The organism is Enterobacter cloacae complex sp. P40C2 (assembly GCF_014930695.1).
GTDB lineage: Bacteria > Pseudomonadota > Gammaproteobacteria > Enterobacterales > Enterobacteriaceae > Enterobacter > Enterobacter pasteurii.
The window spans coordinates 888,235-904,327 of the sequence record NZ_JADBRP010000001.1 but is presented as its reverse complement, the minus strand read 5'-3'; the positions used below and the strand labels follow the sequence as shown (position 1 = coordinate 904,327).

Annotated in this window: 13 protein-coding genes; 9 read left to right on the top strand and 4 right to left on the bottom strand. The window is 53.2% G+C overall.

What is annotated here, in order from left to right:
• Positions 1-5 precede the first annotated feature (5 nt).
• The 4 genes from IM304_RS04370 to IM304_RS04355 all read left to right on the top strand — a co-directional run bounded on the left by IM304_RS04370 (position 6) and on the right by IM304_RS04355 (position 3,556).
• Complete coding sequence (locus tag IM304_RS04370) at positions 6-623, top strand: DMSO/selenate family reductase complex B subunit (RefSeq protein ID WP_017384545.1); 618 nt, start codon at positions 6-8, stop codon at positions 621-623.
• Position 624: 1 nt separating this feature from the next.
• The gene (locus IM304_RS04365; RefSeq protein WP_193356385.1) at positions 625-1,488 is read left to right on the top strand and encodes a dimethyl sulfoxide reductase anchor subunit family protein; all 864 of its coding nucleotides are present in this window, start codon (positions 625-627) and stop codon (positions 1,486-1,488) included.
• Positions 1,489-1,762: 274 nt separating this feature from the next.
• On the top strand, positions 1,763-2,911 hold the full coding sequence (locus IM304_RS04360) for an MFS transporter (RefSeq protein WP_193356384.1): 1,149 nt from the start codon (positions 1,763-1,765) through the stop codon (positions 2,909-2,911).
• A 123-nt stretch (positions 2,912-3,034) separates the two neighbouring features.
• Positions 3,035-3,556, top strand: coding sequence for an anti-virulence regulator CigR family protein (locus tag IM304_RS04355; RefSeq protein WP_176610730.1), 522 nt, complete (start codon positions 3,035-3,037; stop codon positions 3,554-3,556).
• A 36-nt stretch (positions 3,557-3,592) separates the two neighbouring features.
• Here the strand turns inward: IM304_RS04355 and pflA are convergent, their stop codons facing one another.
• The 4 genes from pflA to ycaO all read right to left on the bottom strand — a co-directional run bounded on the left by pflA (position 3,593) and on the right by ycaO (position 9,891).
• On the bottom strand, positions 3,593-4,333 hold the full coding sequence (gene pflA, locus IM304_RS04350; protein ID WP_193356383.1) for a pyruvate formate lyase 1-activating protein: 741 nt from the start codon (positions 4,331-4,333) through the stop codon (positions 3,593-3,595).
• Between the two features lie 198 nt (positions 4,334-4,531).
• Complete coding sequence (gene pflB / locus IM304_RS04345; RefSeq protein WP_003858247.1) at positions 4,532-6,814, bottom strand: formate C-acetyltransferase; 2,283 nt, start codon at positions 6,812-6,814, stop codon at positions 4,532-4,534.
• Between the two features lie 51 nt (positions 6,815-6,865).
• Positions 6,866-7,723 carry a formate transporter FocA gene (focA, locus tag IM304_RS04340; RefSeq protein WP_176610729.1) on the bottom strand — a complete coding sequence of 286 codons (858 nt, stop codon included), beginning with the start codon at positions 7,721-7,723 and terminating at the stop codon, positions 6,866-6,868.
• A gap of 407 nt (positions 7,724-8,130) precedes the next feature.
• Positions 8,131-9,891, bottom strand: a complete 1,761-nt coding sequence (ycaO, locus tag IM304_RS04335) for a 30S ribosomal protein S12 methylthiotransferase accessory factor YcaO (protein WP_193356382.1) — start codon at positions 9,889-9,891, stop codon at positions 8,131-8,133.
• Positions 9,892-10,018: 127 nt separating this feature from the next.
• On the opposite strand from ycaO, the gene IM304_RS04330 reads away from it, so the two are divergent.
• From IM304_RS04330 to rpsA, 5 genes are all read left to right on the top strand, one after another.
• Positions 10,019-10,711 carry a DUF421 domain-containing protein gene (locus IM304_RS04330; RefSeq protein WP_193356381.1) on the top strand — a complete coding sequence of 231 codons (693 nt, stop codon included), beginning with the start codon at positions 10,019-10,021 and terminating at the stop codon, positions 10,709-10,711.
• Between the two features lie 162 nt (positions 10,712-10,873).
• Positions 10,874-11,962, top strand: coding sequence for a 3-phosphoserine/phosphohydroxythreonine transaminase (gene serC / locus IM304_RS04325; protein WP_193356380.1), 1,089 nt, complete (start codon positions 10,874-10,876; stop codon positions 11,960-11,962).
• Between the two features lie 70 nt (positions 11,963-12,032).
• On the top strand, positions 12,033-13,316 hold the full coding sequence (gene aroA, locus IM304_RS04320; protein ID WP_193356379.1) for a 3-phosphoshikimate 1-carboxyvinyltransferase: 1,284 nt from the start codon (positions 12,033-12,035) through the stop codon (positions 13,314-13,316).
• A 185-nt stretch (positions 13,317-13,501) separates the two neighbouring features.
• Entirely contained in the window at positions 13,502-14,185 is a 684-nt protein-coding gene (gene cmk, locus IM304_RS04315; protein ID WP_152084089.1) for a (d)CMP kinase, read from the top strand.
• Between the two features lie 111 nt (positions 14,186-14,296).
• Positions 14,297-15,970, top strand: coding sequence for a 30S ribosomal protein S1 (gene rpsA / locus IM304_RS04310; RefSeq protein ID WP_003858235.1), 1,674 nt, complete (start codon positions 14,297-14,299; stop codon positions 15,968-15,970).
• The last annotated feature ends 123 nt before the right edge of the window (positions 15,971-16,093 follow it).

Sequence of the window (16,093 nt, the reverse complement as noted above, 5' to 3'; positions counted from 1 at the left end):
AACCGATGACAACCCAGTATGGATTTTTTATTGATTCCAGCCGGTGCACCGGGTGCAAAACCTGCGAGCTGGCCTGTAAGGACTACAAAGACTTAACCCCGGACGTCAGCTTCCGCCGTATTTACGAATACGCGGGCGGAGACTGGCAGGAGGATAACGGCGTCTGGCATCAGAACGTCTTTGCCTACTATCTGTCGATTGCCTGCAACCACTGCGAAGATCCGGCCTGCACCAAGGTCTGCCCGAGCGGGGCGATGCACAAGCGTGATGACGGTTTTGTGGTGGTGGACGAGGATGTCTGCATCGGCTGCCGCTACTGCCACATGGCCTGCCCGTACGGCGCGCCGCAGTACAATGCCGCCAAAGGCCACATGACCAAGTGCGACGGCTGCCACAGCCGCGTGGCGGACGGCAAAAAGCCGATCTGCGTCGAGTCCTGCCCGCTGCGCGCGCTGGACTTCGGCCCGATTGAGGAGCTGCGCAAGAAGCACGGCCAGCTTGCCGCCGTTGCGCCGCTGCCGTCTGCGCACTTTACGAAGCCGAGCATTGTGATCAAACCTAACGCCAACAGCCGTCCGACGGGTGACACCACCGGCTACCTGGCAAACCCGAAGGAGGTGTGAGATGGGAAGTGGATGGCATGAATGGCCGCTGATGATCTTCACGGTGTTTGGGCAGTGCGTGGTCGGTGGTTTTATCGTACTCGCGCTAGCGCTAATGAAAGGTAATCTCAGTGCAGAACAGCAGCAGCGTCTGGTATTGAGTATGTTTGGGCTATGGGTTTTGATGGGCATTGGGTTTATCGCCTCCACGCTGCACCTGGGCTCGCCGATGCGTGCGTTCAACTCCCTGAATCGAGTTGGTGCCTCTTCGCTGAGTAACGAGATTGCCAGTGGCGCAATCTTCTTTGCCGTGGGCGGGCTGGGCTGGCTGCTGGCGGCGCTGAAAAAGCTGCCGTCAGGGTTACGCGCGCTGTGGCTCATCGTCACCATGGTACTGGGCGTGGTATTCGTATGGATGATGGTCCGGGTGTACAACACCATTGATACCGTTCCTACCTGGTACAGCGTCTGGACGCCGATGAGCTTCTTCCTGACGATGTTTATCGGCGGTCCTCTGCTGGGCTATCTGCTGCTGCGCGTCGCTGGGGTGGACGGCTGGGGAATGCGTCTGCTGCCAGCGGTCTCGCTGCTGGCGCTGGTCATCAGTGCTGTTGTGGCGCTGATGCAGGGGGCTGAGCTGGCCACCATCCACAGCTCTGTCCAGCAGGCCTCTGCGCTGGTGCCGGACTACGGTGCGCTGATGGCCTGGCGCGTGGTGTTGCTGGCGGCGGCGCTGGTGTGCTGGATTGCTCCTCAGCTCAAAGGTTACCAGCCTGCGCTGCCGTTGCTTTCACTGGCCTTTGTGCTGGTGCTGGCCGGGGAGCTGATTGGTCGCGGCGTGTTTTATGGTCTGCATATGACCGTCGGTATGGCTGTCGCCAGCTAATTTCATTTTTTGTTATAAAAAGCCGGGACATAGCGCCCGGCTTTTCTTTTTTCATTCATGAAATTTTTCGACTGACGTTTCGTATTAAAAATTCCCTGAAATAAATAAAAACAAATAGATAATTAATATCTGTAGCAGGCTTTGCATTAGCAGGATGAGTTTTTTAAATCGACATGGCGCATATCGTGCGTGACGCCTGAATCGGTGGATTGACTTTGTTTTTGCCGGTGGCATGATGCGCACGAAATCTGAACTTCCTCACGGTTTTTAATCCATGACCACCTATACCCGCCCGGTGCTTCTGCTGCTCTGTGGCTTGCTTTTGCTGACCCTGGCGATCGCGGTGTTAAACACACTCGTCCCGCTATGGCTCGCCCATGAAAACTTACCGACCTGGCAGGTGGGTATGGTTAGCTCGTCCTTTTTTACCGGAAACCTGCTGGGTACCTTATTAACGGGCAGCCTTATTAAGCGTTTTGGTTTTAACCGCAGCTATTATCTGGCCTCGCTGATTTTTGCCGCCGGATGCGTCGGTTTAGGCCTGATGGTCGGCTTCTGGAGCTGGATGGTCTGGCGCTTTATTGCGGGCGTCGGCTGCGCGATGATCTGGGTAGTGGTCGAAAGCGCCCTGATGTGCAGCGGTACTTCCCGTAACCGTGGGCGCCTGCTGGCCGCCTATATGATGGTTTATTACGTGGGTACCGTCATCGGCCAGCTAATGGTCAGTAAATTCCCAACCGACCTGATGAGCGTTCTGCCGTGGGTGACGGGGCTGGTGCTGGCCGCGATCCTGCCGCTGCTCTTCACCCGTATCGTGAACCAGAACAGCGAGCATCAGGAAGCTACCCACGTCTGGCCAATGCTGAGGCTTCGCCAGGCACGTTTAGGCGTGAACGGCTGCATTATCTCCGGGATCGTGCTGGGCTCACTCTATGGCCTGATGCCGCTCTATCTTAACCATCAGGGCGTTAGCGATTCCGGGATTGGCTTCTGGATGGCGGTGATGGTCAGCGCAGGGATCGTCGGTCAATGGCCGATCGGTCGACTGGCCGATCGCTTTGGTCGCCTGCTGGTGCTGCGCGTTCAGGTTTTTGTGGTGATCATGGGATGTCTCGCCATGCTCAGCAACGCCGCGATGGCGCCTGCGCTGTTCATTCTGGGTGCTGCGGGCTTTACGCTCTATCCGGTTGCGATGGCCTGGGCCTGTGAAAAAGTTGAGCATCATCAGCTGGTGGCGATGAACCAGGCATTATTGCTGAGCTACACCATCGGCAGTTTGCTCGGTCCGACCTTTACCGCCATGCTCATGCAAAATTATTCCGATAACCTGCTCTTTATCATGATTGCCAGCGTATCGTTTATCTATCTGTTAATGCTGCTGCGTAAAGTCGGCGAACATCCAACGCCTGTGGCACACGCCTGATTAATTAAAAGCCTGTCGATGACGGGCTTTTTTGTCCCTGTCACATATAAGACTTTTACTTATTGTGAGTTTTACCCGCCTGGCGATAATTCAGATGAGTTCTCCCACTAAAAGGCAGCAATCATGTCTACTCGTCGTTTTTCCACTACCGCGCTTGCCGTAGTGTTGTCTTTAACGTTTGCAACGGCTCCGGTCATGGCCAATCCTGGAAACGGGAATGGCGGTGGCCACGGAAACGGTGGCGGGCAGGGTAATAGCGGCAATCATGGTAACGGCAACGCTGGTAACCATGGTAATAAGCAAAATAAAGGTCAGGATAATCCAGGAAAATCGGACAAGAGCTTTAAAAACAGCAAAGATGTCGGTAATGACGTCGACGCTCGCGTTAGCTTCGATCGTGCCCGCCATCTGGCGCTGAATTACGGCTTAACGGGCTATGATTCTCTGCCTCCGGGGATCGCGAAAAACCTGGCGCGCGGAAAGCCGCTGCCTCCGGGCATAGCGAAGAAAGCCGTGCCGGCCTCAATGCTGGGCCAGCTTCCCTCCTACCCGGGATATGAGTGGCGCGTGGTGGGAGATGACCTGGTCTTAATTGCCCTGAGTACAGCAATTGTGACTGCCGTTATTAACGGCGTCTTTGAATAGAATATTAAAAGGCCCGGTGAGAACCGGGCCTTTTATTTAATACATAACCTTGTGGCCGTACTGCTCAAGAATACCTTTAACGCGTTCCATCGTCTCTTTTTTCGGCGGCTTCACGCCATCCAGCTTGTACTCTTCGCCCATCGCCACCCATTTATGTTTACCCAGCTCGTGATAGGGCAGGAGTTCAATTTTCTCTACGTTGCCCATATCGCGGGTAAATTCGCCCAGACGGTGCGCGGAATCGTCATCATCTGACCAGCCCGGCACCACCACGTAGCGAATCCAGGTTTTGACGCCTTTGTTGGCAATGTATTTGGCAAACTCCAGCGTACGGTGGTTCGAAACGCCAACCAGATTCTGGTGGATTTCGTCGTTCATTTGTTTGAGATCGAGCATCACCAGATCGGTGACTTCAAGCAGCTCGTCGATAACCGGATCGTAGCGGCGCACGAAGCCGTTGGTGTCGAGACAGGTATGAATGCCCTCTTTGTGGCAGGCGCGGAACCAGTCGCGCACAAACTCAGCCTGAAGAATGGCTTCACCGCCGGATGCCGTCACACCGCCGCCGGACGCGTTCATAAAGTGGCGATAGGTCACCACCTCTTTCATCAGATCTTCCACGGTGACTTCTTTGCCGCCATGGGTATCCCAGGTATCACGGTTATGGCAGTACAGGCAGCGCATCAGGCAGCCCTGGAAAAATGTAATAAAGCGGATCCCCGGGCCATCGACAGTGCCACAGGATTCAAAGGAGTGAATGCGACCAATAGTTGACATTGCGGTGATATCTCCGAATTTGGCCCATCCAGGGGCCTGTGTAGGTGCACAGCTCAAAGGCTATGTCGAGTCTGTTTTGGCTGTTATCCATTCAGTATAGATAGCGGCCAAAAGAGACTGGGGTGGGGAAGAAAAAGGCCCCACTGACGTGGAGCCTTTATTGTACGCTTTTTAACGCGTGATTTCAGTCAATTCCAGTTACATGGACTGAGTGAAAGTACGGGTGATAACGTCCTGCTGCTGTTCTTTAGTCAGGGAGTTAAAACGTACTGCGTAGCCAGATACGCGGATGGTCAGCTGAGGATATTTCTCAGGATGTTCCATTGCGTCGAGCAGCATTTCACGGTTCATTACGTTCACGTTCAGGTGCTGACCACCTTCGATGGACGCTTCGTGGTGGAAGTAACCATCCATCAGACCCGCGAGGTTAGTTTTACGTACTTCGTCATCTTTACCCAGCGCGTTTGGCACGATAGAGAAGGTGTAAGAGATACCATCCTTCGCGTAAGCAAACGGCAGTTTAGCAACGGAGGTCAGAGAGGCAACAGCACCTTTCTGGTCACGACCGTGCATTGGGTTAGCACCTGGGCCAAATGGCGCGCCAGCACGACGACCGTCTGGGGTGTTACCGGTTTTCTTACCATACACAACGTTAGAGGTGATGGTCAGAACAGACTGAGTCGGGATAGCGTTACGGTAGGTAGTGAGTTTCTGAATTTTCTTCATGAAACGTTCTACCAGGTCAACCGCCATGTCATCAACGCGAGCGTCGTTGTTACCAAACTGCGGATATTCGCCTTCGATTTCGAAGTCGATAGCCAGACCATCTTCGTCACGAATTGGTTTAACTTTCGCATATTTGATTGCGGACAGGGAGTCAGCCGCAACGGACAGACCTGCGATACCGCATGCCATGGTGCGAACAACGTCACGGTCGTGCAGCGCCATCAGAGAAGCTTCGTAGCTGTACTTGTCGTGCATGTAGTGGATAACGTTCAGCGCGGTCACGTACTGCTTAGCCAGCCAGTCCATGAAGTGGTCCATGCGATCCATAACTTCGTCATAGTTCAGCACGTCGCCTTTGATTGGCTCAGACTTAGGACCAACCTGCATTTTCAGTTTTTCATCAACGCCGCCGTTGATTGCGTACAGCATGGTTTTCGCCAGGTTTGCACGCGCACCGAAGAACTGCATTTGTTTACCAACAACCATTGGGCTTACGCAGCAAGCGATAGCGTAGTCATCGTTGTTGAAGTCAGGACGCATCAGGTCATCGTTCTCGTACTGCAGAGAAGAGGTGTCGATGGACACTTTAGCGGCGAATTTCTTGAAGTTCAGAGGCAGTTTTTCAGACCACAGAACGGTGATGTTCGGCTCCGGAGAAGGACCCATGGTGTACAGGGTGTTCAGGAAGCGGAAGCTGTTTTTGGTTACCAGAGTACGGCCATCTACGCCCATACCACCGATAGATTCTGTTGCCCAGATTGGGTCACCAGAGAACAGCTCATCATATTCTGGGGTACGCAGGAAGCGAACCATACGCAGTTTCATGACCAGGTGGTCAATCATTTCCTGAGCGTCTTGCTCGGTGATTTTACCTGCTTTCAGGTCACGTTCGATGTACGCATCCAGGAAGGTGGATACGCGACCGAAGGACATCGCTGCACCGTTCTGAGACTTAACCGCGGCCAGGTAGCCGAAGTAGGTCCACTGGATAGCTTCCTGAGCGTTGGTAGCCGGACCGGAGATATCGCAGCCGTATTTAGCCGCCATCTCTTTGATCTGACCCAGCGCGCGGTGCTGTTCAGCGATCTCTTCACGCAGACGGATAGTCGCTTCCAGGTTTACGCCGTTTTCCAGATCGGACTGCAGGGAGACGAACTGCGCGTATTTGTCTTTCATCAGGAAGTCGATACCGTACAGCGCAACGCGACGGTAGTCACCGATGATACGGCCACGGCCATATGCATCTGGCAGACCAGTCAGAACGCCAGATTTACGGCAGTTCAGAATGTCTTTGGTGTAAACATCGAATACACCCTGGTTGTGGGTTTTGCGGTATTCGGTGAAGATTTTTTTCAGCATTGGGTCCAGCTCGCGGTTATACGCTTTGCAGGAACCTTCAACCATTTTGATACCACCGAACGGGATGATTGCGCGTTTCAGTGGTGCTTCAGTTTGCAGACCAACGATTTTCTCAAGGGCTTTGTTGATGTAGCCAGCATCGTGAGAAGTGATGGTGGAAGCAACGGAGGTGTCAAAATCAACTGGCGCGTGAGTGCGGTTTTCCAGTTTAACGCCTTCCATTACGCTGTCCCACAGCTTGGTGGTTGCGTCAGTTGCACCAGCCAGGAAGGATTCGTCACCTTCATACGGGGTATAGTTTTTCTGAATGAAGTCACGGACGTTTACTTCATTCTGCCAGTCACCTTTTGTAAAACCTTCCCAGGCTGTGGCTAACTTTTCATTAAGCTCGGACATGTAACACCTACCTTCTTAAGTGGATTTTTTATTTACTGCCTGAGACAACCATCAATGATGGTCGCCGCCACGCAGGTAAATGACCCAGTATGTCAACCCAACTAACAGACCCCCACCGATAATGTTCCCGATAGTGACGGGGATCAGGTTATCGGTAATGAAATTCATAATAGTCAGGTGAGAGAAACTTTCCGGGGTTGAACCAACAGCAGTCCAGAACTCCGGGCTTGCAAAGTTGCGGATAACAATCCCCATCGGGATCATGAACATATTCGCAATACTGTGCTCAAAGCCGCTGGCAACAAACATCGCAACCGGCAGAACCATAATCATGGCTTTATCCATCAGGCTACGACCAGAGTAGCTCATCCACACCGCCAGGCAGACCATCAGGTTAGCAAGGATGCCGAGAGCAACGGCTTCGATAAATGTATGGTGCATTTTGTGGTCAGCGGTTTGCAGAACGTTAAGCCCCCAGCCGCCGTTGGCGGTCATGTACTCGCCAGAAAGCCACATCAACAGAACAAAGAGCAGACAGCCAATCAGGTTACCAACGTAGACGTTAAGCCAGTTGCGCGCCAGTTGACCCCAGGTGATCCTTCCGCTGGCTTTCGCCACAACAATCAACACCGTTGAGGTGAAGAGATCGGCGCCGCAGATGACGCAAAGAATCAAACCCAGCGAGAAGCAGATGCCGCCAATCAGTTTGGCTATGCCGTAAGGCATTGCGGCAGTACCGGTGGTAGCGGTGATATAGAAGACGAAAGCGATAGAGATGAACACACCAGCCGTGATCGCCAGATAGAACGTCTTCATCGGATGTTTCGTTGCTTTATAGACACCCGCTTCTTCGGCAACTTTCGCCATCGCAGCGGGGAGTAATAGATCAAAAGGGTTGTCAGCTTTCACACTAACTCTCTCTTTATTAAGTCGGCGACGAGATACTAACAAAGCATTATAGAAGAGAAATTGATATAGATCATATCTCGCCTGGCTTATAGGCCCGCAGTGTGTATGGTTTTACAGCAAAAGCGGAGTAAGTATTTGATTATCCTTATAAAAATAAATTTTAAAAGTTATGAAAAGAGTTGAATTTTTTCAGTCCACCTCCCTTAAAACAGTTAATTAAAATGGAGTATTTGCCATAATAAGTAACAGTAAAACGCAGGTAAGTATTATTATATTTACCCGTAGTTAACTTAATTATTACAATCAAACGTCATTGCGTGAAAAAATAAAAAAAAGGGGCAATGAAATTGCCCCGTAATATAGCTCAGGCGAGTGAATACGCCTACTGCCATTAATGTTATATGCGCTTATTTTGACCAGTAAGCGGCTTTTGCCTTCTGTAATTTTTCATAGGCGTTGAGCAGAGACTGATGTGCCGGGAAGGCCTTCAGATCGCTGTCTACCGCCTGCAGGCCATAGAATGGCGCTTCACCGCTCAGCGCGGCGCTGGCGGCTTCAACGGCGTCTGCACCGTACATACGCACAAACGCATTCAGGTACTGCAGTGGTTCACGGCCGTCTTCCTGAGACAGCAGAAGCAACGTTTGCAGGCAACGGTAATAGTTAGTGCGCTCGGCAGAGAAGACCGACTGGTTAAATTCCATCGTCCATTCTGTCCAGGCCAGGGCCTGATCCAGATCGCCGCCCGCCAGCGCCAGCATCGCCTTCAGTTCGCCGATGCGCAGCGTGTACCAGCCGTTATCCTTACCGGTTGCCAGACCCAGCAGCTCGCGCACGCGGGTGAAATCATCGTGGCCTTCTTCGTCCAGTTGGGCGATCAGGTTCAGATAATCCTTTTTATCCCACTCGCTGCCCGGCAGGGCCAGCAGGGTTTCGCGCAAGTGCGCACCCATGCTGTTGTTTGCCAGCCACAGATCTTCTGCCGGATAGATGTCGGACATGCCCGGCACGATAATACGGCACGCGTAAACGCCCAGGTGTTCATAGTCGGCAATGTAGACTTCGCGATCTTCGGTGTTGAAGATCGCCATCAGCGTGGCGAACTCTTCTTCCGTGGTACCGGCAAAGCTCCAGTCCACGAACGGATAGTCTGCATCCTGCTTGAACATATCCCACGAAATCAAACCGCTGGAGTCGATGAAGTGGGTTTCGAGGTTGGTATGCTCGGCCACTTCTTCATCGTCAAAGGTTGGCGGGGTGAACACGTCGAGATCCTTCAGGCTACGACCCTGCAGCAGTTCGGTGACGGTACGCTCCAGCGCCACGCCAAAGTCCGGATGCGCGCCGAAAGAGGCAAAGCAGGTACCGTTTGCCGGGTTGAACAGCACGACGCAGATAACCGGATATTTGCCGCCCAGTGAACCGTCATAGGCAAAGATAGGGAAACCTTCCGCTTCCAGTTTAGCGATGGATTCCACCACGCCCGGGTAGCGCGCCAGCACGTCAGCCGGGATCTCCGGCAGGCTGATGGATTCAGCAATAATGCGATTTTTGATGTGACGTTCGAAGACTTCAGATAATCCCTGCACGCGCGCTTCGTTGCGGGTGTTACCGGCCGACATGCCGTTCGACACATACAGGTTGCCGACGATGTTCATCGGAATATAAACGGTCTGCTCATCAGACTGGCGGGTGAACGGCAGGGCACAGATCCCGCGGTCTTCATTGCCGGACTGTAAATCGATCAGCATGCTGGCGGTCAGTTCGTTTTCCGGATCGTAGAACGCGCGCAGGGGGGCATCAAGAATGCCTTCCGGCAGTTCGTCGTCTTCAGTCAGCGGGAACCATTTTTCATTCGGATAGTGAACGAACGGGCCGTTGGCGATGGTATCGCCCAGCCAGAAGTCGGCGAAAAAGTAGTTGGTCGACAGACGTTCAAAATACTCGCCCAGCGCAGAGGCCAGCGCCGCTTTTTTGGTTGCGCCTTTACCGTTGGTAAAGCACAGCGCGCAGTCTTTGTCGCGAATGTGCACAGACCAGACGTGAGGCACCGGGTTCAGCCAGGAGGCTTCTTCGATATTAAAGCCCAGGTCGGTCAGTTTCTGCTGGAAGCGAGCGATGGAATCTTCCAGAGCGGCGTCTTTGCCGGGGATAAACGTTTGAGTCATGGCGTTCACTTTTATCGTACGTAAAGCGCGCAATGATACGGGTTTTGCGTGACGGGTGCTATCTCCGGCGAAAATAAATGGCTGAGCTATGCTTATAGACAGTAACCTACTGTTAAGGCATAGAAAAATGAAAGCATTTGATCTCCAGCGGATGGCGTTTGATAAAGTCCCACCAGAGTTTTTAGGGGAAGTGGCGCTGCGCAGCCTGTACACCTTTGTGCTTGTCTTCCTGTTTCTGAAAATCACCGGCCGTCGCGGCGTTCGCCAGATGTCGCTGTTTGAGGTGCTGATCATCCTGACGCTGGGGTCGGCGGCAGGGGATGTTGCCTTTTATGACGATGTGCCGATGGTGCCGGTCTTTATTGTCTTCGTAACGCTTGCGCTGCTGTACCGTCTGGTCATGTGGCTTATGTCGAAAAGCGAAAAGCTGGAGGATCTGTTCGAAGGGAAACCGGTGGTTATTGTCGAAGACGGACAGCTGGCCTGGGAGAATGTGCAACGCGCCAATATGACGGAGTTTGAGTTCTTTATGGAGCTTCGCATAAGCAGCGTTGAACAGCTGGGCCAGGTGCGTCTGGCAATTATGGAAACGAACGGTCAAATCAGCGTCTACTACTACCCCGACGAGGAAGTGAAGCCTGGGCTGTGCATCCTGCCGGATATGCTCATTGAACGGTACAAGACCGTGCCTGAAGCGGGGGAGTATGCCTGCATAAAATGCAGCCACGTGGTGGTCATGCAGGCCGGCGCTCATCAATTATGTCCCCGCTGTGCGAATCCAGAATGGACGAAGGTTAGCCGGGCTAAACGCATCATCTGACAGCGGTTTTGTCGGTTTTGTGACAACGGTACGGCAGATTGTTTTGTGTGACGAGGGGCACATTTCTCCGGCCATAAGTTTTAGACATTGCGGCGCGTGTCACTGAATGATAAAACCGATATCCACAGTTATAACTTATGGCATTTAGCGTGGTGAGGGGAAATGGCTCAAGTCTTTAATTTCAGTTCAGGTCCGGCAATGTTACCGGCAGACGTACTCAAACAGGCTCAACGGGAACTTTGTGACTGGAACGGTCTGGGTACGTCGGTGATGGAAATCAGCCACCGTGGTAAAGCGTTTATCCAGGTGGCGGAAGAGGCAGAAAAGGATTTTCGCGATCTGCTGAACATTCCCTCGAACTACAAAGTATTGTTCTGTCACGGCGGTGGACGCGGCCAGTTTGCGGGCATCCCGCTCAACCTGCTGGGCGACAAAACCACCGCTGACTACGTTGATGCCGGCTACTGGGCAGCCAGTGCGGTAAAAGAAGCGCATAAATACTGCACGCCGAACGTTATCGATGCCAAAGTGACCGTTGACGGGCTGCGCGCCGTGAAGCCGATGAGCGAATGGCAGCTTTCTGACAACGCGGCGTATCTCCACTACTGCCCGAACGAAACCATTGACGGCATCGCCATTCACGAAGAGCCAGACTTTGGCGAAAACGTGGTTGTGACCGCGGACTTCTCCTCCACCATTCTCTCCACGCCGCTGGACGTCAGCCGCTACGGTGTGATCTACGCGGGTGCGCAGAAAAATATCGGCCCCGCGGGCCTGACCATCGTCATCGTGCGTGAAGACCTGCTGGGCAAAGCCCATAAGTCCTGCCCGTCGATTCTGGACTACACCGTCCTGAACGATAACGACTCTATGTTCAACACCCCACCCACGTTTGCCTGGTATCTTTCCGGCCTGGTCTTCAAATGGCTGAAGCAAAAAGGCGGCGTGGCGGAGATGGATAAGATTAATCAGCAGAAAGCCGAACTGCTGTACGGCGCGATCGACAAGAGCGATTTCTACCGTAACGACGTGGCCAAAGCTAACCGTTCACGTATGAACGTGCCGTTCCAGCTGGCGGACAGTAACCTGGACAGCGTGTTCCTGGAAGAGTCGTTCGCCGCGGGCCTGCACGCGCTGAAAGGTCACCGTGTAGTGGGCGGTATGCGTGCCTCTATCTATAACGCCATGCCGCTGGAAGGCGTTAAGGCCCTGACTGATTTCATGATCGACTTCGAGCGTCGTCACGGTTAACTGGCTGTTTTTTTCACCCCCGCAGTTTTGCTGCGGGGTTTTTATTATGTTGAGTTGAGAGTTGAGTTTCATGGAATCCCTGACGTTACAACCTATCGCGCGGGTAGATGGCACCATTAATCTGCCTGGTTCAAAAAGTGTCTCGAACCGCGCTCTGCTGCTGGCAGCTCTGGCAAACGGTACCACTGTCCTCACCAACCTGCTGGACAGCGATGACGTGCGCCATATGCTCAATGCGCTGAAAGCGTTGGGAGTTCATTACACGCTGTCTGAGGATCGTACCCGTTGTGAAGTCACCGGTAACGGCGGTGCGTTACGTTCTGCTGAGGCGCTGGAGCTATTCCTGGGGAATGCCGGTACGGCAATGCGCCCGCTGGCGGCGGTCTTGTGCCTGGGAAGCAACGATATTGTGCTGACCGGCGAGCCGCGCATGAAAGAGCGCCCGATCGGCCATCTGGTGGATGCCCTGCGTCAGGGCGGCGCGCAAATTGATTATCTTGAGCAGGAAAACTACCCGCCACTGCGTCTGCGCGGTGGTTTCACTGGCGGTAATGTTGAGGTGGACGGTAGCGTCTCCAGCCAGTTCCTGACGGCACTGCTGATGACCGCACCGCTGGCACCACAGGATACCGTCATTAGCATTAAAGGCGACCTGGTCTCTAAGCCGTACATTGATATCACGCTGCACCTGATGAAAACCTTTGGTGTTGAGGTGGAAAACCAGTCTTATCAGCGCTTTGTGGTGCGCGGAGCGCAGCAGTATCAGTCTCCGGGCAATTATCTTGTAGAAGGCGACGCGTCGTCGGCTTCTTACTTCCTGGCTGCGGGCGCGATCAAAGGCGGCACCGTCAGGGTGACCGGCATTGGCCGCAACAGCGTGCAGGGCGATATCCGTTTTGCTGACGTGCTGGAAAAAATGGGCGCGGTTGTTACCTGGGGCGATGACTTCATCTCCTGTACGCGCGGCGAGCTGAACGCCATCGACATGGACATGAACCATATTCCTGATGCGGCAATGACCATCGCCACCGCAGCGCTGTTTGCGAAAGGCACCACGACGCTGCGTAACATCTATAACTGGCGCGTAAAAGAGACCGACCGCCTGTTCGCGATGGCCACCGAGCTGCGTAAAGTGGGTGCCGAAGTGGAAGAGGGCGAAGATTACATTCGCGTCACGCCGCCGGCGAAACTCCAGTTTGCGGAAATTGGCACCTACAACGATCACCGTATGGCGATGTGTTTCTCGCTGGTGGCGCTTTCAGATACGCCAGTCACCATCCTTGACCCGAAGTGCACGGCGAAAACCTTCCCGGACTACTTCGAACAGCTGGCGCGCATTAGCACGCTTGCCTGATGAATACCTGCCGCATCGCCCGATGCGGCATTTCCTTACGCTTTCTGACGGTCATCTTCGCCCATTTCTTCTACACTCTGCTTCAATCATTCCGGAATTTACACGCAAAGGTAACAGTTGCGCACGTTGGCGCGTATAATGCGCGGCGTTCACGTTAACGGTATGCCTTAATTAAGGAGAAAAAGATGACGGCAGTTGCCCCGGTAATCACCATTGATGGGCCAAGTGGCGCAGGGAAAGGTACTCTGTGCAAAGCGATGGCGGAAGCATTGCAATGGCATCTTTTAGATTCGGGAGCAATCTATCGCGTGCTGGCTCTGGCTGCGCTGCATCATCATGTGGATGTTGCCTCTGAAGAAGCGCTGGTGCCGCTGGCCGCGCATCTGGATGTGCGCTTTGTCTCTACCGATGGCAACCTCGAAGTGATCCTGGAAGGGGAAGATGTCAGCGGTGAAATCCGTACGCAGGAAGTGGCTAACGCGGCCTCTCAGGTCGCGGCATTCCCACGCGTTCGCGAGGCGCTGTTACGTCGTCAGCGCGGTTTTCGTGAAGCCCCCGGGCTTATCGCCGACGGACGCGACATGGGAACCGTGGTATTCCCTGATGCGCCAGTGAAAATTTTCCTTGACGCCTCTTCGGAAGAACGTGCTCAACGCCGCATGCTTCAGTTGCAGGAAAAGGGGTTTAGTGTTAACTTTGATCGCCTTTTATCCGAGATAAAAGAGCGCGATGACCGCGATCGTAACCGCGCCGTCGCTCCACTTGTTCCTGCAGAAGATGCATTAGTGCTGGATTCAACCAGTTTAACTATTGAGCAAGTGATTGAAAAAGCGCTACAATATGCGCGCCAAAAACTGGCACTCGCGTAATTGCGACCGATTTAGCAGTACCCCCGCTGCAATGGATTGACGGCGGGTATGTGAAACAACCCCATCCGGCACGGAGCCAGGTGGACGTTAATATTAACCTGAAGATTAAACATGACTGAATCTTTTGCTCAACTGTTTGAAGAATCCTTAAAAGAAATCGAAACCCGTCCGGGTTCCATCGTTCGTGGTGTTGTTGTTGCTATCGACAAAGACGTAGTACTGGTTGACGCCGGTCTGAAATCTGAGTCTGCCATCCCGGCTGAGCAGTTCAAAAACGCCCAGGGCGAGCTGGAAATCCAGGTTGGTGACGAAGTTGACGTTGCTCTGGACGCAGTAGAAGACGGCTTCGGCGAAACCCTGCTGTCTCGTGAGAAAGCTAAACGTCACGAAGCATGGATCACGCTGGAGAAAGCTTACGAAGAAGCTGAAACTGTGGTCGGTGTTATCAACGGCAAAGTTAAAGGTGGCTTCACTGTTGAGCTGAATGGTATTCGTGCGTTCCTGCCAGGTTCACTGGTAGACGTTCGTCCAGTCCGTGACACCCTGCACCTCGAAGGCAAAGAGCTTGAGTTCAAAGTAATCAAGCTGGACCAGAAGCGTAACAACGTTGTTGTTTCCCGTCGTGCCGTTATCGAATCCGAAAACAGCGCAGAACGCGATCAGCTGCTGGAAAACCTGCAGGAAGGCATGGAAGTCAAAGGTATCGTTAAGAACCTCACTGACTACGGCGCATTCGTTGACCTGGGCGGCGTTGATGGCCTGCTGCACATCACCGACATGGCGTGGAAACGCGTTAAGCACCCAAGCGAAATCGTGAACGTGGGCGACGAAATCACTGTTAAAGTGCTGAAGTTCGACCGCGAGCGTACTCGTGTATCCCTCGGCCTGAAACAGCTGGGCGAAGATCCATGGGTAGCTATCGCTAAGCGTTACCCAGAAGGTACTAAACTGACTGGTCGCGTTACTAACCTGACTGACTACGGCTGCTTCGTTGAAATCGAAGAAGGCGTTGAAGGCCTGGTGCACGTTTCCGAAATGGACTGGACCAACAAAAACATCCACCCATCCAAAGTTGTTAACGTTGGTGATGTAGTGGAAGTGATGGTTCTGGATATCGACGAAGAACGTCGTCGTATCTCCCTGGGCCTGAAGCAGTGCAAAAACAACCCATGGCAGCAGTTCGCGGAAACCCACAACAAGGGCGACCGTGTTGAAGGTAAAATCAAGTCTATCACTGACTTCGGTATCTTCATCGGCCTGGACGGCGGCATCGATGGCCTGGTTCACCTGTCTGACATCTCCTGGAACGTTGCAGGCGAAGAAGCAGTACGTGAATACAAAAAAGGCGACGAAATCGCAGCAGTTGTTCTGCAGGTTGACGCAGAGCGTGAGCGTATCTCCCTGGGCGTTAAACAGCTCGCAGAAGATCCGTTCAACAACTGGGTTGCACTGAACAAGAAAGGCGCAATCGTAAACGGTAAAGTGACTGCAGTTGACGCGAAAGGCGCAACCGTAGAACTGGCTGACGGCGTTGAAGGTTACCTGCGCGCTTCCGAAGCTTCACGTGACCGCGTTGAAGATGCAACTCTGGTTCTGAGCGTTGGCGATGACGTTGAAGCTAAGTTCACCGGCGTTGACCGTAAGAACCGTGCAATCAGCCTGTCTGTTCGTGCTAAAGACGAAGCTGATGAGAAAGATGCAATCGCAACTGTGAACAAACAGGAAGATGCAAACTTCTCTAACAACGCAATGGCTGAAGCTTTCAAAGCAGCTAAAGGCGAGTAAGTTCAGGTTTGTACCATCATTTGAGCTGTAACGCATTTACAGCGTGAAGGATGGAGAGCAGACTTGACAGATTGCAGGATTCGTCCTGTAATCAATAACAAAGGGCGGCTACGGCCGCCCTTG

Bases quoted from the DNA above. Each gene is read 5' to 3' on its own strand.
- IM304_RS04370 (WP_017384545.1), top strand. From the start codon at position 6: ATGACAACCCAGTATGGATTTTTTATTGATTCCAGCCGGTGCACCGGG.
- IM304_RS04365 (WP_193356385.1), top strand. From the start codon at position 625: ATGGGAAGTGGATGGCATGAATGGCCGCTGATGATCTTCACGGTGTTT.
- IM304_RS04360 (WP_193356384.1), top strand. From the start codon at position 1,763: ATGACCACCTATACCCGCCCGGTGCTTCTGCTGCTCTGTGGCTTGCTT.
- IM304_RS04355 (WP_176610730.1), top strand. From the start codon at position 3,035: ATGTCTACTCGTCGTTTTTCCACTACCGCGCTTGCCGTAGTGTTGTCT.
- pflA (WP_193356383.1), bottom strand. From the start codon at position 4,333: ATGTCAACTATTGGTCGCATTCACTCCTTTGAATCCTGTGGCACTGTC.
- pflB (WP_003858247.1), bottom strand. From the start codon at position 6,814: ATGTCCGAGCTTAATGAAAAGTTAGCCACAGCCTGGGAAGGTTTTACA.
- ycaO (WP_193356382.1), bottom strand. From the start codon at position 9,891: ATGACTCAAACGTTTATCCCCGGCAAAGACGCCGCTCTGGAAGATTCC.
- IM304_RS04330 (WP_193356381.1), top strand. From the start codon at position 10,019: ATGAAAGCATTTGATCTCCAGCGGATGGCGTTTGATAAAGTCCCACCA.
- serC (WP_193356380.1), top strand. From the start codon at position 10,874: ATGGCTCAAGTCTTTAATTTCAGTTCAGGTCCGGCAATGTTACCGGCA.
- aroA (WP_193356379.1), top strand. From the start codon at position 12,033: ATGGAATCCCTGACGTTACAACCTATCGCGCGGGTAGATGGCACCATT.
- cmk (WP_152084089.1), top strand. From the start codon at position 13,502: ATGACGGCAGTTGCCCCGGTAATCACCATTGATGGGCCAAGTGGCGCA.
- rpsA (WP_003858235.1), top strand. From the start codon at position 14,297: ATGACTGAATCTTTTGCTCAACTGTTTGAAGAATCCTTAAAAGAAATC.